The organism is Aeromonas sp. 61P, assembly GCF_051919545.1.
GTDB classification, from domain to species: Bacteria; Pseudomonadota; Gammaproteobacteria; order Enterobacterales; family Aeromonadaceae; genus Aeromonas; species Aeromonas veronii.
Genome location: NZ_JBQBEL010000001.1, coordinates 1,067,685 through 1,088,738, shown reverse-complemented (window position 1 = coordinate 1,088,738; position 21,054 = coordinate 1,067,685). Strand labels below are relative to the sequence as shown.

Below are 21,054 nucleotides of genomic sequence, written 5' to 3'. Positions count from 1 at the left end.
TCATATCCGCGCTTCCCGTTTCAGCTCACCAGCAACCAGCCGCAGAAACCGAGATAGAGCAGACCGACCAGCGCCAGCCGTCCGGCGGTCATGGTTCCCTTTCTGAACCCCCACCAGAGCAACCCCACCGCCAGCAGCGTCACCAGCGAGGAGGCCATCATGGCGCCATCCAGCAGCCAGGGGGTGAAGAGCAGACAGAACGCCTTGGGGATAGTGCCCTGGATCATCATGGCCCCGGAGATATTGGCCAGCGCCAGCCGGTTCTTGCCCTGTCGCACCCAGATCAGCACGTTCATCAGCTCCGGCATCTCGGTCGCCACCGGACTCAACAGCAGGGCAGCCAGCACCGGCGAGAGGCCAAACAGCTCGCCCATGCTCTCCAGCTGATGGACAAACAGCTGGGCCGCCAGCGCTACCACCACCAACGCAGCCAGCGTCTGCAGCAACACCTTGCCAAGGGGCGGGATCACGGCATTTGGAGCCAGCTTGAGGGGCTCCGGCAGCTCGACCTCATGGCTGTCGCTTTGTTTCAGCTCGCGCCTTACATAGACGAGGTAGACCAGCAGGAAGAGCGGGGCCAGCCAGCTCTTGCCGGTGAAGGCGACCAGCCCCAGCGCGGTCGCCACCAGAAAGATGCCCATAAACCAGCGCTGATCCCGCCCAATCTCCCGTTGCACCCCGCCGTCGATGGAGCGCTCGGTACGCCCCATGCAAAGCAGCCGGGTGAGGCCGACTGCCGCATAGCCGATGGTCGCCAACACCAGCGGCCCGCCAAGGGCGGCGCCAATGCCGATCTCCTGCTGGGCGGTTGTGTTGCCCATCAGCAGGGCGGTCAGGGTCACGATACACTCGGGCAGCGCCGTACCCAGTGCCGCCAGCAGGGAACCGGTGGCGCTTTGGGAGAGTTTGAAGTGGTGGCCGGTCCACTCGATGCCGTTGACGAAGTATTCGCAGGCAAGGTAGATGGTGACCGCAGAGACGAGAAATAACAGCAGGGTAATCAACATAATAGATACCGCCAGGCGAGCAGAATAACCGATGGACCCGACATGGCTCGCCCGGCTGGCGTGCATATCGAGGCCAAAGGTCTTGCAGAGCGATAGTGCCTATCGCCGCCCATGCCATGGATGCGAGGATCCAAGAGTGTTGACATGGGCCCGGCCCGGAATGCGGGCGGGTTGCTACTCCCCAATGACTGAGGGGACGTTTTAGCAACTCGACCGCCGCCCCACAAGGCATATTAATGACAATCCATTCAATAAGTTGTAAGGGAATGTAACCTCGCCAGCGCCCCCTCCCCGCCGCTATTGCGCTGTTGGCACACCGATTGCTGTAGGTAGTTCACTATCCACAACAGTTTGGGAAGGATGAACAATGAAACGGTGGATCCAACATTTCTATCAACTGAACCGCCTCAATTGGCTGATGGTCTGGTTGTTGCTCTGCTGCAGCATCATTCTGCTGTTTCCGGCCGGGCTGATGAAAGGGGCCGTCAGCCAGTGGGCTGCGGATCATGCGGCCTGGCTGGGGGTCGGCATGCTGATCGCCATCTCCTACTTCTGCAGTCAGGGCTTCCTGATCGCCTGGGAGTGGGCGTGCGAAGAGTGGCAGGCGCGCCGTCAGCAGGACCAGCTGGCTCAGATGATCGGCTTCCTCGATTTCAACGAGAAGGCGGTGCTGCGCGAGTTCGTGCTGCAGCGTAAAAGCGTCATAAACTTGCCGATCACCGAGCCCGCCGTCAAAAACCTGATGGATGCCGGCGTTCTCACCTACGCCTACGGCAAACCGACGCGCGAGAAAGAGGACGAGAACCAGATCCGCGCCCTGATGATCGCCCTGCCCGCCCGACCGCTGCTCACCTACAAGGTGCTGGGACTGTCGCGCGGCAAGATGAGCGACGAGCAGGTGGAGCAGATCATGAACGCCCGTCCCAAGTTCGCCCAGAAGGGGTTCCAGCGCTAACCGCCGCCCAACCGCCAGATGCAAAAGAGCCGGACACTGTCCGGCTCTCTCGTTTCTGCGCGACGTTCTGTACCATCCCTTACGTCTTGTTGTGCCCTACCCCTTGAGGCTGGAGCAAAAGCTGACATCGTCCTGCACCGGATCATCGCTCATGCCCCCGCCCCCAACGCAATGGCCGTGACACTGGCATCGGTATAGCAGAGCTGCCAAGCAGCCCGCTGGATGCGCAGACGACGACACATCTCCCCTGGCGTCTCCCCCGCAACAGCCGTAAACACCCGGTGAAAATGGTAGAAAGACAAGCAGGCACTACTTGCCAACGTTTCAATGGAGAGATCGGGATTCTGCTCCAGCGCCCGGATCACCGGGCGCAATCTGGCCTGATAATCGACCATACCGTTAGCGACTGGCGCCCCCCGCGACTCTGGCCATATAGAACACATCTACATAGCGCCCCTGGCGGAAGGCATAATCGCGGGCCCGCCCCTCCTGCGTGAAACCGAACTTGCGATAGAGCGCCTGTGCGGCCTCATTGTCGGTATAGACGGTCAGCTCAATCCGATGCAGGTTGAGCCAGTTATCGGCCAGATCCAGCGCCGCGGCCATCAGGGCAGAGCCAACCCCCTTGCCAGCCCAGTCATCCCGCACTCCCATGCCAATACCGGCCACATGCTTGCGTCTCGGATTAGGCTCAACCAGCAGCGATAGCTGGCCTACCAGCAGGCCGTCAACCTCGGCCACTAGTGCCACCACGCTGTCGCTCTCCAACCGCTTCTACCACTGGCTAAGGGGTGGCATAGGCAGGTGCAAAGTGCCCGCCTGGGCATTGGGCATGGCGTATAGATCCCGCAAGGCGGGGGCATCGGCGGGTTCGGCATGACGGATAGTAATCTGCATATGAAGCTCCTTCTCGAAGCCACCATCATGCAATATCCGGCGCGGTTACACATCCCCTACCCACACCCATTTGTCTTGCCTATCAAAGGACGAGGAAAGGCCCATTGGCCGAGCACGGCGCAGATCCGTAGGCTGACCCCATATCAACAAGGAGAGAAGCCATGACTGACAAGACCCTGCACAGCGCCAACGGCGCCCCCGTCGTCGACAACAACAACAGCCTCACCGCCGGTCCGCGCGGCCCCATCCTGATGCAAGATATCTGGTTGATGGAGAAACTCGCCCACTTCGACCGCGAGCGCATTCCCGAGCGGGTGGTTCACGCCAAGGGCTCGGGCGCCTACGGCACCTTTACCGTGACCCACGACATCAGTCAGTTCAGCAAGGCCGATCTGTTCAGCGCCATCGGCAAGCAGACCCCGGTGTTCCTGCGCTTCTCCACCGTAGCCGGTGAGAAGGGCGCCGCCGATGCCGAACGCGATGTGCGTGGCTTCGCCCTCAAGTTCTATACCGAGCAGGGCAACTGGGATCTGGTGGGCAACAACACCCCGGTCTTTTTCATCCGTGATCCGCTGAAATTCCCTGACTTCATCCACACCCAGAAGCGGGATCCGCGTACCAACCTGCGCAGCGCCACCGCCGCCTGGGACTTCTGGTCACGTCATCCGGAATCCCTGCATCAGGTCACCATACTGTTCAGCGATCGCGGCATTCCCAAGAGCCTGAGGGAGATGAACGGCTACGGCAGCCACACCTTCAGCTTTATCAACGACGCCAACGAGCGCTTCTGGGTCAAGTTCCACTTCAAGACCGAGCAGGGCCACAGCTTCTACACCGATGAAGAGGCCGCCACCGCCGTCGGGCAGGATCGGGAGACCAGTCAGGCGGACCTGTTCAACGCCATCGAGCGGGGCGACTTCCCGCGCTGGAAGGTCTATGTGCAGGTGATGCCAGAGGCCGAAGCCCAGACTTACAACATCCACCCGTTCGACCTCACCAAGGTGTGGCCACACAGCGACTACCCGCTGATCCCGGTGGGCGTGCTGGAGCTTAACCAGAACCCGGACAACTACTTCGCCCATGTGGAGCAGGCAGCCTTTACCCCGGCCAACGTGGTGCCCGGTATTGGCTTCTCGCCGGATCGCATGTTGCAAGGGCGGCTCTTCTCCTACGGGGACACCCAGCGCTATCGCCTTGGCGTCAACCACGGTCTGCTGCCGGTCAACGCCCCGCGCTGCCCGTTCCATCACGGTGCCCATCGTGACGGTGCCATGCGGGCAGACAGCAATGGCGGCGCCAGCCCCAACTATCAGCCGAACCGTTTCGGTACCCAGCAGCCGAGCGAACAGCACGAACCGGCGCTGAGTCTGGAAGGGGCCGCCCTGCACTACGACTTCCGTGACTACGACAGCGACTACTACAGCCAGCCGGGCAACCTGTTCCGCATCATGGACGAGGGACAGCGTTCACGGCTCGCCGCCAACCTTGCCCGCTCCCTTATCAATGTGGAGGATGACGCCATCGTCGCGGCCCAGCTCAAACACTTCGAGCAGGCCGACCCAGAGTACGCCAAACGAGTCGAACTGGCACTGGCCGCCTTGCAGCGCTAAGCCGCAAGCAGGCAAGATCTGCAAAAACAAAACGGGGGCCTGATGGCCCCCGTTATCGTCATGACGGTATTTGATAAATAAAAAAACAGAGCCCAAGGCTCTGTTTTCACTGCTGTATCAATCCCGGACGGAACGCGCTTCGCGCTCTTCCCGCTCCCTTGCCAACAGGCGTTTGTACCACCAGCTACTGCGACGACGTTGTGCATTGGAAGAGCGACGAGCCATTTCTTAGGTTCCAGCCAAGAGAAGAAAGGAGCTGCATTATGCGACAGGGATCACGTCCATGTCTTTAGCTGGATCAAGAAAAGCCTCACTGACCCACGGAAATCGTCTTCTGATCTTTTGCTCCCCGGGTGGCAGGCAACACCACCGCAGGAGAGCGCCAGGCCAACGGGCCATTGCTCTCGAGGTCGTTCTGCGGGCCGCACTCCAGCCAGATATCGCCCTGCAGAATGCGGGCCCCTTCGGAATATTTCTGATCCGCAAACCAGCAGACCCGCTCGGGCAATGAGCCCAGCGGCAACACCAGCTCGGGACTGGCAGACTCGCCCACCACAGTGGTTTTGGACGCGGCCAGAGCGGGGGCGAGCCAGAGGGAGGCCAGCAGGCAGAGCAGTACATTTTTCATGAGAGGGATCCTGTTTCGATGGGAGGCATTCTCGAAGAGTCGACCAGCCCCGGGGTTTACTTGACTGACAATCATACTGCCTGCTGGCATTGTGGAACCAATATGGTAGCCTGCCAGCGCCTGCGGGCAGTCTCTCGCTGCCACGCGCAAACTTCCGGTGAATTTGTCACGTCCTGACAAAATATAACCTTATTTATCAAGTCGTTATTTGGATATTATCCCAATGCGTATCATGCCGTTGCTTCAGGCGGCCTGCCTGAGCCTGATGTTGTCCGCCTGCGTTGCCCCATTGCTGATGATGAGCCCCACCAGCCAGCTGATGTGGGCCCTGCTCAAGCCGCTGGTCGGCTTTGACCCGAACGAAGTCAATCTGTTCGAACAACCCCTGATCAAGGATCGGATGACCGCCATCCTTGGCCCCAACTACGACAGCACCATGCAATTGCTCAAGACTGCCGACAAGTTACAGCAGGAGGGGCAGCTTTTCTATGTGGTCTCCGAGTATGCGCCGGTGCCGGATATCGCCAAGCAGGCGGGGATGGTGTGGAACTCGCAAACCAACCAGATGTCGGTATTGCTGCAAAAAGGGGATGGCACCACCCTGACCTTCGGCGAAAATCTGGCGGGCACGGCACCGACCTGGCCAACCGCCATGCAGGGCTGGCAGACCCCCACCAGCCAGCTCACCCCGGCGGCCAATGCCCTGACCGGGGCGGCGACCAGTCAGAGTGGCGCCTCCCCCTTCTCCCTTGGCAGCGCTCTGGGCACAGTGACTCGCGGCGTCACCGGTTCGCTGACCAACAGCGCTAGCCAGGCCATCAGCGGCGCAGCCGCCAACGCCACAGGGCAGGCCACCCAAGCTGTGAGCCAAAGCGCGACCAACCTGACCCGTAGTGCAACCACCGCTGTCACTGCGCCAGCCAAGCAAGCGGTGAGCAGCACTGCTGCCACCGTGACGCAAGGAGCCACCAAGGCCGTTACCGTTCCTGCCAAGCAAGCCGTCAGTAGCGCCGCTGCGGCCGCGACCCAAGAAGCGACCAAGGCCGTTGCCGCTCCTGCCAAACAGGCTGTCAGCAGCGCCGCTGCGACCGCGCCCCAAGAAGCCACCAAGGCCGTTACCGCTCCGGCCAAACAGGCCGTCAGCAGCGCTGCTGCGGCCGCGACGCAAGAAGCCACCAAGGCCGTTGCCGCTCCTGCCAAGCAAGCCGTCAGCAGCGCTGCCGTGACCGTGACACAAGAAGCGACCAAAGCCGTTGCCGCTCCTGCCAAACAAGCTGTCAGCAATGCCGCCGCGACCGTGACGCAAGAGGCAACCAAGGCTGTTGCCGCTCCGGCCAAGCAAGCCGTCAGCAGCGCCGCAGCAACCGCGACGCAAGAGGCAACCAAGGCCGTTGCAGAACCAGCCCGGCAGGCCGTCAGTGCCGCATCCCATACGGCCGGAGAGAGCGTCGCCGATGCCGCCAGAGCGGCGGAGGCCAAGGCTCGCGCCAAGGCAGAGGCAGAGATGGAAGCCCTGCTCAAATAAACCGACAGGCCGCCGCAAGGTGGCCTGTTTTTTATCCCGCTACCGGATCATGACGTTATGGAAAAGGCCACATAGACTGTTAGGTAACTACCCGCACAAGGAGTGCATCATGCGTCGTCTGCTCCCTGCTCTCGCTTCTCTCGCCCTGTTTATCGCGCTCCCGGCTCCGGCACTTATCTACTATTCGGAACAGAACATGCCGCTCAATGGCCAGGATAAAAATGGTCAGTCTGTGGGGTTGGCAGTCGAGTTGCTGCGCCTGATGTGGCGTGAAATGGGGGAGCCGGAGCAACCCATCCACTTTCTGCCCTGGGCCCGCGGCTGGTATCTGCTGACCCAGCAGCAAGAGGCCGTGCTCTTTACCACGGCGCACACCAAGGAGCGGGATCCCCACTTCCTCTGGGTCTGCCCCATCAGCCACTCCAGGGTCGCGCTGGTCGGCCGCAAGCAGGATGCCCCCAAAGTGGCCAGCAAAGCGGATCTCGCCAAGCTGCAAATCGGCGTGATGCAGGCGGATGTCGGGGAACAGTTGCTACTCAACCGCGGGATCAGCCCGGGCAATATGATGGCGGTGGAGCGTATGGATCAGGTGGTGCGCCAGCTCATCATGGCACGCACCGATCTGGTGGCGGGCAACGAGGTGATGTTGCGCCATCAGGCCAAGGAGTTGGGTTTTCCCAGCGAGGATTTTGTCACCGTCGCGATCATTGAAGAGCAGGACAACTGCTTCGCCTTCAACCTGAGGGCAAACAAGCAACAGGTTGCCCGCCTGCAACAAGCGCTGGACAAGGTCAGACAGGGGGATGAATACAAGCAGCTGATGAAGCGCTACCAGTTGCTCAGTATCCTGCCCGAAACCACTCCCACCCTCCCGCGCATCGAGTAACTCCGGACCGCCCTATGGCAGGCTCTCTCTATCTCCCGCCAATAACGCCTGTGATGCCTCCAGCGGCGCCGTAATGAGGTGGTTCAGAAAGAGATTGAACAACTCTGCCCGCGAGCCTAGCCGCAGTTTGCCATAGAGATGCTTGCGGTGATTCTTCACCGTGCCGCTGCCAATCCCGAGCGCTGCGGCAATCGCCTCCGTATCCAATCCCTGCAGCAACAACTCCGCCACCTGCCGCTCGCGCCGGGTAAGCCGATCCCCCCCGACACTCGCCATCGCCTGCTCCACCGCACTCCGGAGGCTGGCGCTGTCTGGCAGCGCCGTGCTCTGGGCCAGCAGCGGCTGGCTCTGCCGCCACTGCTGACGACAGAGCGAATGCACCAGCGGGAACAGCTGCTCCAGCCTTACCAGCTCGTCACGGCTGAGGGTACTGCGCTTGTCGAGCCGCCCCAGAAACAGCATCAGCGTCAGCCCGTCCCGCACCGGCAGGATCAGCCCCACCTCCTCCTGCCAGCCGGTGGCCTGATAGAAGTGGTGGCGATATTCGGGATCGAGCCGCCCTTGGGAGACCTGCGCCAGCGTCCAGACGCCAGCAGGCAAGCCCTGTTCCAGCGCCTGCATAAACGGATCCTGACTGAAGTGGCTGGTGAGGTAGCGATCAAACAGCAGAGCCCGCTGATGGTTGAGGTTGTCGTAAAGGTAGACGGGGCGCTGCCCCACCCCGAGCAGCAGGGCGCAATCAAACGCCACCTGTTGCTGGATCAACCGCACCAACGCCGCCGCAAAGGCGCTGCTGTGCAGGGCATCGACCACCCCGGTCATGCTGCGGGTCAAGGCATCTGTGGTGAATGGTTGGGTCATGGTGACACGTTTCCATTGGTGGGGAACGATTCCCCGCTATGGCTGAATGCTAGCACGAGAGTGGCAAAACTGTCCCTCAGGGGACATATTCGCCACCAGCCAGAACGGCGAGGATGACGGCTTTTCCCCTGTTGTTGGAGCACCCATGATCAACCCCCACCTGCTCGATGAACTGACCGAGCGCGGCCTTGTGGCCCAGAATTCCGACCCCGCGGCCCTGGCCGATCATCTTGCCAACCCGCGCACCGTCTATTGCGGGTTCGATCCCACCGCCGGCAGCCTGCATATCGGTCATCTGGTGCCGCTCTTGATGCTGCGCCGCTTCCAGCTGGCGGGCCACACCCCGGTGGCACTGGTGGGCGGGGCGACCGGTCTTATCGGCGACCCCAGCTTCAAGGCGACCGAGCGCAGCCTCAACAGTGCCGATACCGTGCATGCTTGGGTCGCCAGCCTGTCGGCCCAAATCAGGGCGCTGCTGCCCGCCGATGAGGGCCTGTCGGCCCCGCAACTGGTCAACAATGGCGACTGGATGGGGCAGATGTCCGCCCTCGATTTTCTGCGGGATATCGGCAAGCACTTCTCGGTCAACGCCATGCTGGCGCGGGAGTCGGTGCGCCAGCGGCTGGCCCGCCCGGATCAGGGCATCTCGTTCACCGAGTTCTCCTACGCTCTGCTGCAATCCTACGACTTTGCAGTGCTGCACCAGCGACTCGGCTGCACCCTGCAGATTGGCGGCAACGACCAGTGGGGCAATATCACCAGCGGCATGGATCTCACCCGTCGCCTCCATCAGGCTCAGGTGCACGGCATGACCCTGCCCCTTATCACCAAGGCAGACGGCACCAAGTTCGGCAAGACCGAGGGTGGCGCGGTCTGGCTCGATCCGGCGCTCACCTCTCCTTACGCCTTCTACCAGTTCTGGCTCGGCACCGCGGATGAGGATGTCTACCGCTTCCTGCGCTACTACAGCTTTATGTCGCTGAGCGAGATTGATGCACTGGAGGCGGAAGACGCGAAGCGGCAGGGGCGAAAGCAGGCCCAGCAGGTGCTGGCGAACGAGCTGACCGAGCTGGTACACGGCAAGGCGGCGCTGGCAGCGGTGCAGCGCATCAGCGAGTTGCTGTTTAGCGGCGATGTGGCCCGCCTCGGCGAGAGCGATCTGGCCCAGCTGGCGCAGGATGGCATGCCGAGCAGCACCGTCAGCGGCGAGACCGATCTGGTCAGCCTGCTGGTCAGCTGCGGTCTGGCTAACTCCAGGCGTATCGCCCGCGAACTGCTGGCGGCAGGCGCCATCAGCCTCAATGGTGCGCTCAAGCAAGATGATCAGCTGAGTGCCAATGATCGGCTGTTTGGCCGCTACCTGCTGCTGCGCCGGGGCAAGAAGCAGTATCATCTGGTGGAGTGGCAATAAGCCGCAGGGCGGGGAGCACAGCCTCCCCGCCCGCACCCTGAACCCCTTTTGAATCCCGAGTTGCGATCCCCCTCACAGCCTCTCCCGTCAGCAGCCACCATACTGGCACCGGCGAACATGGAGTACGCCACACAATCTGTTCCTCACGATTCAACAAGGATGCTGATGATGAAGAGATGGCTTCTGGTGCTGCTCTGCACCCTGCCCATGCTGGCACACGCCAGCGGATACACCCAGACCCGCTACCCCATAGTGCTGGTGCACGGCCTGTTCGGCTTCGACAAGCTGCTCGGGGTCGATTACTTCTACGGCATTCCCCAGGCCCTGAGCCGGGATGGTGCCAAAGTCTACGTGGCCCAGGTGTCAGCCACCGCCAGTTCGGAACAACGGGGGGAGCAGCTGCTCGCCCAGATTGAGCTGCTGCTGGCGGCCACCGGCGCCGAGAAGGTCAACCTGATCGGCCATTCCCACGGCGGCCCTACCATCCGCTATGTCGCCTCGGTCGCCCCCGAGCTGGTCGCCTCCGCCACCAGCGTCGGCGGCGTCAACTACGGCTCCGAGATTGCCGATCTGGTGCGGGCCAATGCCGCCCCCAGCAGTGCCGCCGAGAAGCTGGCTGCCGCCGCTGCCCACGCCCTCTCCGGCATGATTTCACTGCTCTCGGGCGGGAGCCAACTGCCGCAAGATCCGGTCGCCGCCCTCGATGCCCTCACCAGCAAGGGAGCCAGCCAGTTCAACCAGCGCTACCCGGAGGGACTGCCCAGCCGCTATTGCGGCGAGGGGCCGATGCAGGCCAGCAACGGCGTCTACTACTTCTCCTGGAGCGGACGCGGCAACCTGACCAATCTGCTGGATCCGGTGGATCCTGCGCTGGCGCTGACCGGCGCCTTCTTCAAGGAGCCCAATGACGGACTGGTCGGGGTCTGCAGCAGCCACCTCGGCAAGGTGATCGGCACCGGCTACCGGATGAACCATCTGGACGAAGTGAACCAGTCCTTCGGCATCCACCATCTGTTCGAGACCGATCCGGTCACCCTCTATCGCCAGCATGCCAACCGTCTCAAGGAGCTGGGACTATGAAGATAGCCACCCTGCTCGTCGTGCCCTGCGCCATCACCCTGCTGCTTGGCGGGGTGTTGCTCTGGCCCACGGCACCGACGGCAGACTCATCCCCCGCTCAAGCCAGCCAGCATGCACAGAGCCACCCGCACGATCCCGAGCAGGAGGCCGCCGATGCCCTGCAGGCGCGCTATCGCACCTTTGTCTCCGCCCAGAGCAGCCTGACGGTGCCCACCGAGATCTCCCTCGCCAGCTTGCAGATCCTGTTTGACGAGCGGGAGCAGCTGCGCCAGCAGAGCTTTACCCCGGCGGAGCAGGCCCAGCTGTTTGCCGAGGATCGACTGATGGAGCAGCTGACCCTGCGCCGCAGGGCGCTGGCGGAGGCGAGAGACAGCGACAAGTCGCAGCTGGTCAGCGAGCTGGATCTCTGGCTGGCGGAGCAACCGAGCTGGTTTCGCGAGGCGGAGGCCAACAGCCGCCTGCTTGGGGAGTTGCAAGAGCTGGCGCAGATGGACCCGGCCAAACGGGAGGCTCTGCTGCTGGAGACGGGGGGGCCGGAAGCGGTGGATCGGATGCGTCAGCTGGAGCAGAACCGGCAAGGGTTCGAGGATCAGCTCAGCGGTTTTCTGGCCGAGTTCAGACAACTGCCGAACGATGCCCGGGCCGAACAGCAGCAGGAGCTGCTGGCCCGCTGGTTCGAGCCCGGACAGTGGCGCCGGGTCGAGGCGCTCACCCGGCTCAAGCTGGGGGAGCCACAAGCCGAATGAGAAGGGGGCCCGTGATGGGCCCCCTTGCTATTGCACTTATTGCGGCTTGTTGGCACCCGGCAGCGGCTGCCAGGTGAGGCGGGTTACCTGAGTGCCCTGCACCTCGCACTTGAGGCTCAGCTCCTGCCACCCCTTATCCTGACGCAGGGAGACCTCCCCTTCGATCCCCTGCTCGCCAATCTTCAGCTTATCCTGCTCGAAGATCACCTTGTCGCCGTGGGCGAGATCCATCAGTTTACCGTTGCAGAGCCAGTGAGCGAGATCCGCCCCCTTCAGCTTGACTCCCCCCTTGGCCGCCTTCTGTTCGGCCGCGCTCACCACAAACAGCTTGCTCAGCTCGGCGGCCCGCTTGGTGAGCCACTCCTGACGCTGCTGCATGCTCATCTTGCTGACGAACTCGGCGGGCTGGCCCTTCTCGTCCAGCCATTGGGTCAGCTTGCCGCTGTCATCAAAGGCGAACTGGGCGGCGGGCTCTTTGACCCCGAACAGCTTGCCGCCCTTGAAGTAGTAGCGGCTCTCCCCTTCCAGCTTGCCCAGCTCGTTCATGATGGGCACGGCGATGATGACGGGGGCGCCATCGATCCAGGCCTTGATATCGACGCCGTCATGGCTGAATTGACGGGTATCGAGGGCGCTCTCGGCCCCCTTCTCCATCAGGGTAAACTGCTCGGCGAGAGAAGCGGCCAGAGAAGGGAGGGAGCAGAATCCCAGGGTCAGCGCGATCGCTGTGTTGCGCATTGAGTTGTACATAACACTCCTGTGATGGGCCATCCGGCCCGTGGTTAACTCTCTGTCAGCCAGGCCCGCAGACCTTCCCGGTGAGCATCGCTCAGGGGCAGGGATTGGCGGGCCCGGTAGTCAAAATGGATCAGGGTCGTTTCGGCGGTGACGGCCAGTTCGCCGCCCTGCCAGGCCTCCTGCCAGACAGTAAAGGAGCTGGTGCCGATGCGGCGTACGCCGGTCTTGATGGTGACCGGCTGGCCGTAAAACAGCTCCCGTTTGAACTGCACCGTATAGCCCGCGATGATCAGGTGCCAGTTATGCACATCCAGATCGGGGGAGAAGATCCGGAACAGGGGATCCCGCGCCGATTCGAACCAGACCGCCGGCACCGTATTGTTGATATGGCCGAGGGCATCCGTCTCCTGAAAGCGGGGTTGGATCTGCATTTCCAGCATAAGTTGACTCCTTGTCTCTTTGTTTCTGTCCTTGTCCTGTTGATTGGACATCAGTGGCCAATGGGGTGGCAGCCGGGCATCACCAGCGGATCAGCATGTTACATGATACTGCTGGGCCAAGCACAGGGATGCCAGCGGCCCTGCGATACCGGCCAGCAGGTGTCGCTGCGCGGCGGATTGTAGGGCTGCACAGAAAAGCGGGCAGTAAAAAGCCCCGCACATCTTGGCTGTGCGGGGCTGGTGCAGATAACCAAACGGCTTGGGGACTAGCCGAGCAGATCGAAGCGATCCGCATTCATCACCTTGTTCCAGGCGGTGATGAAGTCACAGACAAACTTCTCGCTGTTGTCATCCTGGGCATAGACCTCGGCATAAGCGCGCAGCACCGAGTTGGAGCCGAACACCAGATCCACCCGGGTGGCCGTCCACTTCAGCGCGCCGCTGCGGCGATCGCGGATCTCGTAGAGATTGCTCGCTTTCGGCAACCACTGGTAGCCCATGTCGGTCAGGTTGACGAAGAAGTCGTTGCTGAGCACCCCGACCCGATCGGTAAAGACCCCGTGCCCGGTACCACCATGGTTGGTGCCGAGCACCCGCATCCCGCCGACCAGCGCCGTCATCTCGCAGGCGGTAAGCCCCATCAGCTGGGCGCGATCCAGCAGCAGCTCTTCCGCCGTCACTACATAGTCCTGCTTGAGCCAGTTGCGGAAGCCGTCGGCCAACGGCTCCAGCACCTCGAACGAGGCCACATCGGTCTGGGCCTGAGTGGCATCCCCCCGACCCGGCGCAAACGGCACGCTCACCGTCACTCCGGCGGCCTGGGCAGCCTGCTCGATGGCGAGGTTGCCCCCCAGCACGATGAGATCCGCGACGCTGACGCCACACTCGGCCGCCAGCTTGTCATAGACCGCCAGCACCTTCGCCAGCCTCGCCGGTTCGTTGCCCGACCAATCCTTCTGGGGCGCCAGCCGGATGCGGGCGCCGTTGGCACCACCCCGCTTGTCGGAGCCACGGAAGGTACGGGCGCTATCCCAGGCGGTACTCACCCGCTCGCTGATGGAGAGGCCGCTGGCGGCAATCCTGGCCTTCACCGCCGCCACGTCATAATCGGCACGTCCGGCAGGCACCGGATCCTGCCAAATCAGATCTTCTGTCGGCACATAGGGGCCGACATAGCGGCTCTTCGGCCCCATATCCCTGTGGGTCAGCTTGAACCAGGCGCGGGCAAAGGCGTCGGAGAAGGCCGCCGGATCATCACGGAAGCGCTCGGCAATCTTGCGGTACTCGGGGTCGAATTTGAGCGCCATATCGGCATCCGTCATCATGGGTTTGCAGCGGATCGAGGGGTCCTCCACATCCACCGGCATATCCTCTTCGGCGATATTGATCGGTTCCCACTGATGGGCCCCCGCCGGAGATTTTTGCAACCACCAGTCGTACTTGAACAGCAGCTCGAAGTAACCGTTGTCCCACCTAGTCGGGTGGGTGGTCCAGGCCCCCTCGATGCCGCTGGTCACTGTGTTGCGGCCGATGCCGCGGCTGTGGTGATTGATCCAGCCGAGCCCCTGCTCCTCGAGGCTGGCCCCTTCCGGCTCGGGCCCAAGCTGTTTGGCATCGCCGTTGCCGTGAGCCTTGCCGACGGTGTGGCCACCGGCGGTCAACGCCACCGTCTCTTCATCATCCATCGCCATGCGGGCGAAGGTGACCCGCATATCTTGCGCGGTTTTCAGGGGATCGGGCTGTCCATCCACCCCTTCCGGGTTGACGTAGATAAGCCCCATCATCACCGCCGCCAGCGGGTTTTCCAGATCCCGCTCACCGGAGTAACGACCGCCCGGCTTGCCGCTGGGCGCCAGCCATTCTTTCTCCGACCCCCAGTAGATATCCTTCTCCGGATGCCAGATATCCTCGCGGCCAAAGGCAAAGCCGAAGGTCTTGAGCCCCATGGACTCATAGGCCACGGTGCCCGCAAGAATGATCAGGTCGGCCCAGCTGATCTTGTTGCCGTACTTCTTCTTGATGGGCCACAGCAGGCGACGGGCCTTGTCGAGGTTGGCGTTATCCGGCCAGGAGTTGAGGGGGGCAAAACGCTGGTTGCCGCTGCCACCACCGCCGCGGCCATCGGCGATGCGATAAGTCCCGGCCGAGTGCCAGGCCATGCGGATCATCAGGCCGCCGTAGTGGCCCCAGTCGGCGGGCCACCACTCCTGACTGTCGGTCATCAGGGCGGTCACATCCTGCTTGAGGGCCGCCATATCGAGCCCCTTCAAGGCTTCCCGATAGTTGAAACCGGCCCCCAGCGGATTGGTCTTGGTATCGTGTTGATGAAGAATGTCGAGGTTGAGGCTCTTCGGCCACCACTCCATTCTGGACGTCTCGACGGAGGTGGTTCCCCCGTGCATGACCGGGCATTTTCCTGCGGAACTGTCTGAATTTTTGCTCATCGTTTTCCTCATTTGCTCTGCTGTCCATAACCTGAAACAGCATGGCACAGAGGCGTGACACAAACTGTGCAGCAGCGGCCGATTTACGGATCTTTCACGCAAGCGGCCACGGAGTGCCCGTCAGCCGCGACAGAAATTGGACGAACTATGGCGCCTCTGCGGGCTGATGGGTCGACTCGGGCCGCAGCCAGGCGCTGCGAAAATCGAACCAGCCGAGCGCCGTCATCCGCACCCCGTGCACGCCGACCCGGCTCTCCAGCTCCAGCCAGTGGTGAAACAGCGGCACAAACCAGCTCTGCTGCTGCACAGTTGCCAGCAGGGCGCGGGGGCCGGGCTCCTCACCACTGGCCCGCCACTGCATCAACCCTTGCCACAACTCATGCTGACTGCTCCACACCTTGCGCAGCAACGGGGTGCCCTGCAACCAGGCGTAGGGGGCAAAGGGGCCGGCATGTTCGAGGTTGAGGGTGCCGAGCCAGAGATCCACGTCTTCATCCTCGCCACTCACCCAGCGACCGTAATCGAGGGTGCGCACCTCCAGCCGGATCCCCTGTTCGGCCAGCAGGCTGCTCATGGCGTTGGCGCACTCGTTGAACTCCAGATGCTGGTTGAAGCAGGCAAGTACCAAGGTCGTCGGTAACTGCGCCGGTATGGGCAAGGGCGCGGGTAGCGCTTCGCGCCAGTGGGGCAGCAGGCCGAGGGCGCTGGTCCAGCCCCGTTGCAACTCGGGGGCGACCCGCCCCATCAGAGCCACCGGATTGAGCAACTGGCCGAGCCACTGGCGCAGGGCGGGATCCTGCAAGGATCCGGAACGATCGTCCTGCAGCAGGAAGTAGCAGCCCGACTCCAGCTCCGATTCGCCGCGCATGGTGCCGAGCTCAGGGCTGTCGCGCCCAAGCTGCAGGTGGGTCTCCAGCCGCTCCGCCAGCTCCGGCAGCATCCAGATATCGATCTCGTCGAGCAGGGCCCGCAGGCCGAAGTAGTCGTCAAACGCCGCAAGGCAAAGATGCAGGGGATCGTTGGCGGCCACCCGGTAGGGGCCTGTGCCCACCGGTTGCAGGGCAAAGCCCGCCTCCCCCTTGAGCTCTCGCGGCAAAATGGTCGCAACCGGTTCGGCCAGCAGGTGGGGCAGCCAGGGATCCGGGCTGTCGAGATAGAGATCCAGCGTGCGCGGCCAGGGGCTCTCCAGCCGATCCAGATGGGCGAACAGCGGGCGATCCCGCAGGGCCAGCAGACTCTCCATCACATCTTCCACCACCAGCTCGCGACCGTGGTGAAAACGCACCGCCGGGCGCAGATAGAAGCGCCAGTGGCAAGGGCCCAGACACTCCCAGTGGTGGGCGAGATCCCCTTCGATTTCCCCATTTTCCTCATTTCGCCGGGTCAGGCCGTTGAAGATCTGGCGGCTCAGGTGGATTTCGGAGCGGCGCATCGGGCCGGTGGGCAGCAACTGCGGCAGCGGCCGGTAGTAGGGCACCCGCAGGATCTGGCGCCCCTCGCGGGTGGCCTGACCGAGCTGTTCGAGCAGCAGCGGGGTGAGCAGATCGAGGCGATCTTCGGCCAGCCGCACCGCCTGCGCCAACTGGCCCTGACTGAGCAGATCCCGCAAGCGGCGCCGGGTCAGGCTCTCCTGACTGTCGAGCAGGGTGAGCCGGGAGCGCCGCCCCCGCCCCGCTTCCGCCGACCAGCTGAGCCAGCCCTGATCCTGCATCCGCCGCAGCAGCAAGCGAGCGTTGCGCGGGGTGCAGCAGAGCAGATCCGCCACCTCGGCGAGGCTGATCTCCCGCTCGTCGCTGCCAAGCAGCTGGGCGAGTCGTTGAAATTGCTGGTAGAGGCGACCGGTCGGCATAAAAGAGGAAATCCCGTTGCTATAAGTCATCAGTTTTTACTTCCGCATTTTAGCTCAATACTGCTGGCGAACGTGAGAACTACAGCACAGGAGCACCATCATGAGCCACGCCACCCACCTCAAACCGAACCGGATCCAGCAGACCTTGCGCCGTTACTTCAAGCGGATCCTGCCACGCCCCTTACCGCTCATCGAGGATCCCATGCAGCAGCTCAACCGCCTGATGCAGTGGGATATGAACCAGATCGATGACAAGGAGTATCGCCGTCGCCTCTGAGTGCGGGCCATGCCAACCACTCGGGACGCGCATCCCCTGCGAGCGACATTGCTTTGCCGGATCTTGCTGTTTACATCGGCCACGGGCCTGATAGATTGGACGTCTATCCATCTATAACTGCGACAAGCAACATCCAACAAGGAGTGTGTGATGAAAGATGCGACCCTGGCCCTGCACCATGGCTTTTCCAGCGACCCCACCACCAAGGCGGTCGCCGTGCCCATCTACCAGACGGTGGCTTACGAGTTCGAGAGCGCCCAGCACGGGGCGGATCTGTTCAATCTGGCGGTACCGGGCAATATCTACACCCGCATCATGAACCCCACCAACGATGTGCTGGAGCAGCGGATGGCCGCACTGGAAGGGGGGATCGCCGCGCTGGTGGTCTCGGCAGGTTCCGCCGCCATCACCTACGCCATTCAGGCGCTGACCGCCGCCGGTGACAACATTGTCTCCACACCCCAGCTCTATGGTGGCACCTACACCTTGTTCGCCCACATGCTGCCGAGTTTCGGGGTCGAGGTGCGCTTCGCCAAGGATGACAGCGCCGAAGCCATCGCCGCCCTTATCGATGACAAGACCAAGGCGGTCTACTGCGAGAGCATCGGCAACCCGGCGGGCAACATCGTCGATCTGGCCGCACTGGCCAAGGCAGCCCATGCCCGCGGCGTGCCGCTTATCGTTGACAACACGGTCGCCACGCCGGTCTTGTGCAAGCCCATCGAACATGGCGCAGACATTGTCGTACACAGCCTGACCAAATATGTCGGCGGCCACGGCAACTCGTTGGGTGGCGTCATCGTCGACTCGGGCAAGTTCCCCTGGGCGGATCACGCCGAGCGCTTCCCCCAGCTGACCAAACCCGAGCCCTCCTACCACGGGGTGGTCTACACCGAGGCCTTTGGCCCGGCTGCCTTTATCGGTCGGGTACGCACCGTGCCGCTGCGCAATACCGGCGCGGCGCTGGCGCCGATGAACGCCTTCCTGCTGCTGCAGGGGCTGGAGACCCTGAGCCTGCGCATGGAGCGCCACGTGGATAACGCTCTGCGGGTCGCCCACCACCTCAAGCATCACCCCAAGGTGGCCTGGGTCAGCTACGCCGGTCTGCCGGGCCACCCGCACTATCTGCTGGCGGAGAAGTACATGGCCGGTCGCCCCTCGGCCATCCTCTCGTTCGGTCTGAAAGATGGTTATGAAGCGGGCGTGCGCTTCTACGATGCGCTCAAGATCTTCAAGCGGCTGGTCAACATCGGCGACGCCAAGTCGCTGGCCTGCCACCCGGCCTCCACCACCCATCGCCAGTTGAGCGAGGAGGAGCAGGCCAAGGCTGGGGTGAAACCGGAGATGATCCGGCTGTCGGTGGGGATCGAGGCGATCGAGGACATTCTGGCGGATCTGGATCAGGCGCTGGAGGCCTGAGTCAGTCAACGAGGGAGCGGGCATCAGCCCGCTCTTTTTTAGCCATCGGTGAACCGCCCCCCTCGTCCGCTCGTATACCCCATCCTGCCACCGAATCGAGGTCATTATGATAGTCCTGCACCACCTGAACAAATCCCGCTCCCAACGCATCATCTGGCTGCTCGAAGAGCTGGGCCAGCCATATGAGATCAAGGCGTATCAGCGCGATGCCACCACCTTTCTGGCACCGCCCGAGCTCAAGGCCATCCACCCTCTCGGCAAGTCGCCGGTCATCGAGTTCGACGGCCGGGTGCTGGCGGAATCGGGCGCCATCACCGAGTACCTGATTGCCCGCTACGCCGCCGATCGGCTGGCACCGGCACCAGATAGCCCCGACTATCCCGAATACCTGCAGTGGCTCCACTTTGCCGAGAGCTCCGGCATCCTGCCGCTGCTGCTCGACATGTTCGTGCGCAAGGATGGCAGCCCGATGCGCTTCCTGCCGGACTACGCCAAGGCGGAGTGTGCCAAGGTGCTGGGCTACCTCAATGAGGTACTGGCGAATCGCCACTATCTGGTGGGGGATCGCCTCTCCGGCGCCGACATCATGAACTCCTTCCTGGTGGATCTGCTGGCACAAAGCGGTCAGCTGGCCCACTTCCCGCATCTGCAAGCCTACTGGCAGCGCCTCAATACCCATCCGGCCCGTCAGAAGGCGGTAGAGCTGGAGCGCGAGCTGGATCAGCGCCCCTGACCGAACAGCCACCATGCAAAACGCCCCGACTGTCGGGGCGTTTTTGTTATGCTGCGAGCGCGGTTTACTTGGTCGCGGGCACCTTGTCCCGGCGCGACTTCCACCACCATCTCAAGCGGATCTGGGAGATGAGCATTCCCGCCAACATCAGGGCGCAACCGGCGATGGCGCGCTCGTCCAGCGTTTCACCCAGCAGCAACACACCACCCACGGCGGCAAAGACGGTCTCCAGACTGAGGATGATGGCGGCATGGGCAGGATGGGCGCCCCGCTGCCCCACCACCTGCAGGGTATAACCCACCCCGACCGATACCAGCCCGGCGTAGAGCAGCGCCTGCCAACCGGCCACGGCACCAGCCACAGTCGGGGTTTCGATGACAAAGGCGGTGGCGAGGCTGAGCAGGCCGCAGACCACGAACTGCACTCCGGCGAGCTTGATGGGGGCAACCCGGTTGGAGTAGTGATCCACCAGCAGCAGGTGAACAGCCCAGAACAGGGCACCAACTACCTGCAACAGATCGCCAAAGCCGATGGTGAACTCGTCGGTGACGCTCAACACATAGAGACCGGCCAGTGCGATGATGGCGCCGATCCAGGTATTGAGCCCGCTCTTGTGGCGCAGCAGCAGCCCCAGTACCGGCACCAGAATGATGTAGAGCCCGGTGATGAAACCGGCCTTGGCGGCCGTGGTATAGAGCAGCCCCACCTGCTGCAGGGATGCGGCACAGAACAGCACCAGCCCGGCCAGCACACCACCGATCAGCAGTTGGCGATGGTCGCCCGCGACGGCAACAGGTTGTCGGGATTTGAGCCACCAGAGCAGCGGCAGCAGGGAGAGGGCGCCGAGCAGAAAGCGCAGGCCATTGAAGGTATAGGGCCCCATGTGATCCATCCCGAGGCGCTGGGCGACAAAGCCCATACCCCAGATGGTGGCAGCCATCAGCAACATCAGATTGGAGCGCATGGCGATTCTTCCTTAAATCGGCGCGTGACGGGTTATCCGATCCAAGATACCCGCCTCCCTATCCTCTTGTCTCCACTCTTTGTCTTCGCTCTCGCTCTCCATGCTCTGCATCGCACTGCTTTTGAGCACAGCGAGTGTTACAGCAGCGAAGGCTTGGTGAACACGGCCAACAGGGCAATCAGTAGCAGATTGCCCCGCAGGATCCACACCACCCGGAATTGTTGCTGAATGGAGATCATCGGCGCCTTACCCAGACGCAGGGCGCGACGCCAGCGATAGAAGAGGCGGCTGGGATAAACGAGGGAGCCGACAATCAGCAGAAACAGCCCCATCTTGAGGCCGTGGGCAGGATGGGCAAAGATCTCTGCCACCGAGCTGGCATGCTCGAGGGCCAGCAGACACCCGGTCGCAAAGATGGAGAAGAGCGCCAGCGCCGCCACCCCATCTGCCAGCAGCAGACGGCGCACTCGCAGCATGTTCAGGCCACGCCTAAAGATCAGATACTCGACACAGAGGGCAAGGATCAGCACAGCTATGCTGCCATAATGAATCATTGAGAGCAGAGTGTGGTTCAACATCGGAAA

Annotated in this window: 19 protein-coding genes, 2 pseudogenes and 1 riboswitch; of the genes and pseudogenes, 10 read left to right on the top strand and 11 right to left on the bottom strand. The window is 62.6% G+C overall.

The window, feature by feature from the left end:
- Nucleotides 1-20 precede the first annotated feature (20 nt).
- Nucleotides 21-1,007, bottom strand: a complete 987-nt coding sequence (locus ACTG2O_RS05240; protein ID WP_236284930.1) for a sodium:calcium antiporter — start codon at nucleotides 1,005-1,007, stop codon at nucleotides 21-23.
- Between the two features lie 87 nt (nucleotides 1,008-1,094).
- Nucleotides 1,095-1,202: riboswitch (yybP-ykoY riboswitch) on the bottom strand.
- Between the two features lie 172 nt (nucleotides 1,203-1,374).
- Between ACTG2O_RS05240 and ACTG2O_RS05235 the strand changes: the two genes are divergently transcribed.
- The gene (locus tag ACTG2O_RS05235; RefSeq protein WP_042053457.1) at nucleotides 1,375-1,962 is read left to right on the top strand and encodes a superinfection exclusion B family protein; all 588 of its coding nucleotides are present in this window, start codon (nucleotides 1,375-1,377) and stop codon (nucleotides 1,960-1,962) included.
- A gap of 155 nt (nucleotides 1,963-2,117) precedes the next feature.
- Here ACTG2O_RS05235 and ACTG2O_RS05230 read toward each other — a convergent pair.
- Nucleotides 2,118-2,357: pseudogene (locus ACTG2O_RS05230) on the bottom strand (helix-turn-helix domain-containing protein); the annotation flags it as partial.
- A 4-nt stretch (nucleotides 2,358-2,361) separates the two neighbouring features.
- Nucleotides 2,362-2,859, bottom strand: a pseudogene (locus ACTG2O_RS05225) (GNAT family N-acetyltransferase).
- A gap of 161 nt (nucleotides 2,860-3,020) precedes the next feature.
- On the opposite strand from ACTG2O_RS05225, the gene ACTG2O_RS05220 reads away from it, so the two are divergent.
- Entirely contained in the window at nucleotides 3,021-4,469 is a 1,449-nt protein-coding gene (locus ACTG2O_RS05220; RefSeq protein WP_005355226.1) for a catalase, read from the top strand.
- 310 nt (nucleotides 4,470-4,779) lie between these two features.
- Here ACTG2O_RS05220 and ACTG2O_RS05215 read toward each other — a convergent pair whose 3' ends face one another.
- A complete protein-coding gene (locus ACTG2O_RS05215; protein ID WP_021231798.1) occupies nucleotides 4,780-5,097 on the bottom strand; it encodes a YnjH family protein in 318 nt (105 codons plus the stop codon).
- 223 nt (nucleotides 5,098-5,320) lie between these two features.
- Here ACTG2O_RS05215 and ACTG2O_RS05210 point away from each other — a divergent pair, with 223 nt between their 5' ends.
- Together ACTG2O_RS05210 and ACTG2O_RS05205 are read left to right on the top strand one after the other, a co-directional pair.
- Complete coding sequence (locus ACTG2O_RS05210; RefSeq protein WP_439975422.1) at nucleotides 5,321-6,622, top strand: hypothetical protein; 1,302 nt, start codon at nucleotides 5,321-5,323, stop codon at nucleotides 6,620-6,622.
- Nucleotides 6,623-6,731: 109 nt separating this feature from the next.
- Nucleotides 6,732-7,508: a substrate-binding periplasmic protein gene (locus tag ACTG2O_RS05205; protein ID WP_439975421.1), complete on the top strand. Its 777-nt coding sequence runs from the start codon at nucleotides 6,732-6,734 to the stop codon at nucleotides 7,506-7,508.
- Between the two features lie 12 nt (nucleotides 7,509-7,520).
- Here the strand turns inward: ACTG2O_RS05205 and ACTG2O_RS05200 are convergent, their stop codons facing one another.
- Complete coding sequence (locus tag ACTG2O_RS05200; protein WP_439975420.1) at nucleotides 7,521-8,369, bottom strand: helix-turn-helix transcriptional regulator; 849 nt, start codon at nucleotides 8,367-8,369, stop codon at nucleotides 7,521-7,523.
- 145 nt (nucleotides 8,370-8,514) lie between these two features.
- On the opposite strand from ACTG2O_RS05200, the gene tyrS reads away from it, so the two are divergent.
- The 3 genes from tyrS (at nucleotide 8,515) to ACTG2O_RS05185 (ending at nucleotide 11,606) form a co-directional block, all read left to right on the top strand.
- Entirely contained in the window at nucleotides 8,515-9,780 is a 1,266-nt protein-coding gene (gene tyrS, locus ACTG2O_RS05195) for a tyrosine--tRNA ligase (RefSeq protein ID WP_236284928.1), read from the top strand.
- A 168-nt stretch (nucleotides 9,781-9,948) separates the two neighbouring features.
- A complete protein-coding gene (locus tag ACTG2O_RS05190; protein ID WP_236284927.1) occupies nucleotides 9,949-10,860 on the top strand; it encodes a lipase family alpha/beta hydrolase in 912 nt (303 codons plus the stop codon).
- A complete protein-coding gene (locus ACTG2O_RS05185; protein WP_439975419.1) occupies nucleotides 10,857-11,606 on the top strand; it encodes a lipase secretion chaperone in 750 nt (249 codons plus the stop codon). Before ACTG2O_RS05190 ends, ACTG2O_RS05185 begins: the two co-directional genes overlap by 4 nt.
- A gap of 36 nt (nucleotides 11,607-11,642) precedes the next feature.
- On the opposite strand, the gene ACTG2O_RS05180 is transcribed toward ACTG2O_RS05185, so the two are convergent.
- The 4 genes from ACTG2O_RS05180 to sgrR form a co-directional block, all read right to left on the bottom strand.
- Nucleotides 11,643-12,344, bottom strand: a complete 702-nt coding sequence (locus ACTG2O_RS05180; protein WP_042655738.1) for a hypothetical protein — start codon at nucleotides 12,342-12,344, stop codon at nucleotides 11,643-11,645.
- A 44-nt stretch (nucleotides 12,345-12,388) separates the two neighbouring features.
- Nucleotides 12,389-12,784: an acyl-CoA thioesterase gene (locus ACTG2O_RS05175; protein WP_005336457.1), complete on the bottom strand. Its 396-nt coding sequence runs from the start codon at nucleotides 12,782-12,784 to the stop codon at nucleotides 12,389-12,391.
- Nucleotides 12,785-13,050: 266 nt separating this feature from the next.
- Complete coding sequence (gene katG / locus ACTG2O_RS05170) at nucleotides 13,051-15,228, bottom strand: catalase/peroxidase HPI (RefSeq protein ID WP_439975418.1); 2,178 nt, start codon at nucleotides 15,226-15,228, stop codon at nucleotides 13,051-13,053.
- Nucleotides 15,229-15,373: 145 nt separating this feature from the next.
- Nucleotides 15,374-17,077 carry an HTH-type transcriptional regulator SgrR gene (sgrR, locus tag ACTG2O_RS05165; protein WP_236268801.1) on the bottom strand — a complete coding sequence of 568 codons (1,704 nt, stop codon included), beginning with the start codon at nucleotides 17,075-17,077 and terminating at the stop codon, nucleotides 15,374-15,376.
- Nucleotides 17,078-17,177: 100 nt separating this feature from the next.
- Here sgrR and ACTG2O_RS05160 point away from each other — a divergent pair, with 100 nt between their 5' ends.
- The 3 genes from ACTG2O_RS05160 (at nucleotide 17,178) to ACTG2O_RS05150 (ending at nucleotide 19,506) form a co-directional block, all read left to right on the top strand.
- Nucleotides 17,178-17,354, top strand: coding sequence for a hypothetical protein (locus tag ACTG2O_RS05160; RefSeq protein ID WP_439975417.1), 177 nt, complete (start codon nucleotides 17,178-17,180; stop codon nucleotides 17,352-17,354).
- Nucleotides 17,355-17,504: 150 nt separating this feature from the next.
- Nucleotides 17,505-18,773 (top strand): O-acetylhomoserine aminocarboxypropyltransferase/cysteine synthase family protein, encoded by a 1,269-nt coding sequence (locus ACTG2O_RS05155; RefSeq protein ID WP_019445447.1) that lies wholly within the window; start codon nucleotides 17,505-17,507, stop codon nucleotides 18,771-18,773.
- A gap of 106 nt (nucleotides 18,774-18,879) precedes the next feature.
- The gene (locus tag ACTG2O_RS05150) at nucleotides 18,880-19,506 is read left to right on the top strand and encodes a glutathione S-transferase family protein (RefSeq protein ID WP_019445448.1); all 627 of its coding nucleotides are present in this window, start codon (nucleotides 18,880-18,882) and stop codon (nucleotides 19,504-19,506) included.
- Between the two features lie 64 nt (nucleotides 19,507-19,570).
- Here ACTG2O_RS05150 and ACTG2O_RS05145 read toward each other — a convergent pair whose 3' ends face one another.
- Both ACTG2O_RS05145 and ACTG2O_RS05140 read right to left on the bottom strand, forming a co-directional pair.
- Complete coding sequence (locus ACTG2O_RS05145; protein ID WP_149151947.1) at nucleotides 19,571-20,470, bottom strand: DMT family transporter; 900 nt, start codon at nucleotides 20,468-20,470, stop codon at nucleotides 19,571-19,573.
- 137 nt (nucleotides 20,471-20,607) lie between these two features.
- Nucleotides 20,608-21,048 (bottom strand): DUF2214 family protein, encoded by a 441-nt coding sequence (locus tag ACTG2O_RS05140; protein ID WP_439975416.1) that lies wholly within the window; start codon nucleotides 21,046-21,048, stop codon nucleotides 20,608-20,610.
- Nucleotides 21,049-21,054: the final 6 nt, after the last annotated feature.

Bases quoted from the DNA above. Each gene is read 5' to 3' on its own strand.
- ACTG2O_RS05235 (WP_042053457.1), top strand. From the start codon at position 1,375: ATGAAACGGTGGATCCAACATTTCTATCAACTGAACCGCCTCAATTGG.
- sgrR (WP_236268801.1), bottom strand. From the start codon at position 17,077: ATGCCGACCGGTCGCCTCTACCAGCAATTTCAACGACTCGCCCAGCTG.
- ACTG2O_RS05150 (WP_019445448.1), top strand. From the start codon at position 18,880: ATGATAGTCCTGCACCACCTGAACAAATCCCGCTCCCAACGCATCATC.
- ACTG2O_RS05220 (WP_005355226.1), top strand. From the start codon at position 3,021: ATGACTGACAAGACCCTGCACAGCGCCAACGGCGCCCCCGTCGTCGAC.
- ACTG2O_RS05160 (WP_439975417.1), top strand. From the start codon at position 17,178: ATGAGCCACGCCACCCACCTCAAACCGAACCGGATCCAGCAGACCTTG.
- ACTG2O_RS05140 (WP_439975416.1), bottom strand. From the start codon at position 21,048: ATGTTGAACCACACTCTGCTCTCAATGATTCATTATGGCAGCATAGCT.
- tyrS (WP_236284928.1), top strand. From the start codon at position 8,515: ATGATCAACCCCCACCTGCTCGATGAACTGACCGAGCGCGGCCTTGTG.
- ACTG2O_RS05175 (WP_005336457.1), bottom strand. From the start codon at position 12,784: ATGCTGGAAATGCAGATCCAACCCCGCTTTCAGGAGACGGATGCCCTC.
- ACTG2O_RS05215 (WP_021231798.1), bottom strand. From the start codon at position 5,097: ATGAAAAATGTACTGCTCTGCCTGCTGGCCTCCCTCTGGCTCGCCCCC.
- ACTG2O_RS05145 (WP_149151947.1), bottom strand. From the start codon at position 20,470: ATGCGCTCCAATCTGATGTTGCTGATGGCTGCCACCATCTGGGGTATG.
- ACTG2O_RS05180 (WP_042655738.1), bottom strand. From the start codon at position 12,344: ATGCGCAACACAGCGATCGCGCTGACCCTGGGATTCTGCTCCCTCCCT.
- ACTG2O_RS05240 (WP_236284930.1), bottom strand. From the start codon at position 1,007: ATGTTGATTACCCTGCTGTTATTTCTCGTCTCTGCGGTCACCATCTAC.
- ACTG2O_RS05185 (WP_439975419.1), top strand. From the start codon at position 10,857: ATGAAGATAGCCACCCTGCTCGTCGTGCCCTGCGCCATCACCCTGCTG.
- ACTG2O_RS05200 (WP_439975420.1), bottom strand. From the start codon at position 8,369: ATGACCCAACCATTCACCACAGATGCCTTGACCCGCAGCATGACCGGG.
- ACTG2O_RS05205 (WP_439975421.1), top strand. From the start codon at position 6,732: ATGCGTCGTCTGCTCCCTGCTCTCGCTTCTCTCGCCCTGTTTATCGCG.
- ACTG2O_RS05190 (WP_236284927.1), top strand. From the start codon at position 9,949: ATGAAGAGATGGCTTCTGGTGCTGCTCTGCACCCTGCCCATGCTGGCA.
- ACTG2O_RS05155 (WP_019445447.1), top strand. From the start codon at position 17,505: ATGAAAGATGCGACCCTGGCCCTGCACCATGGCTTTTCCAGCGACCCC.
- ACTG2O_RS05210 (WP_439975422.1), top strand. From the start codon at position 5,321: ATGCGTATCATGCCGTTGCTTCAGGCGGCCTGCCTGAGCCTGATGTTG.
- katG (WP_439975418.1), bottom strand. From the start codon at position 15,228: ATGAGCAAAAATTCAGACAGTTCCGCAGGAAAATGCCCGGTCATGCAC.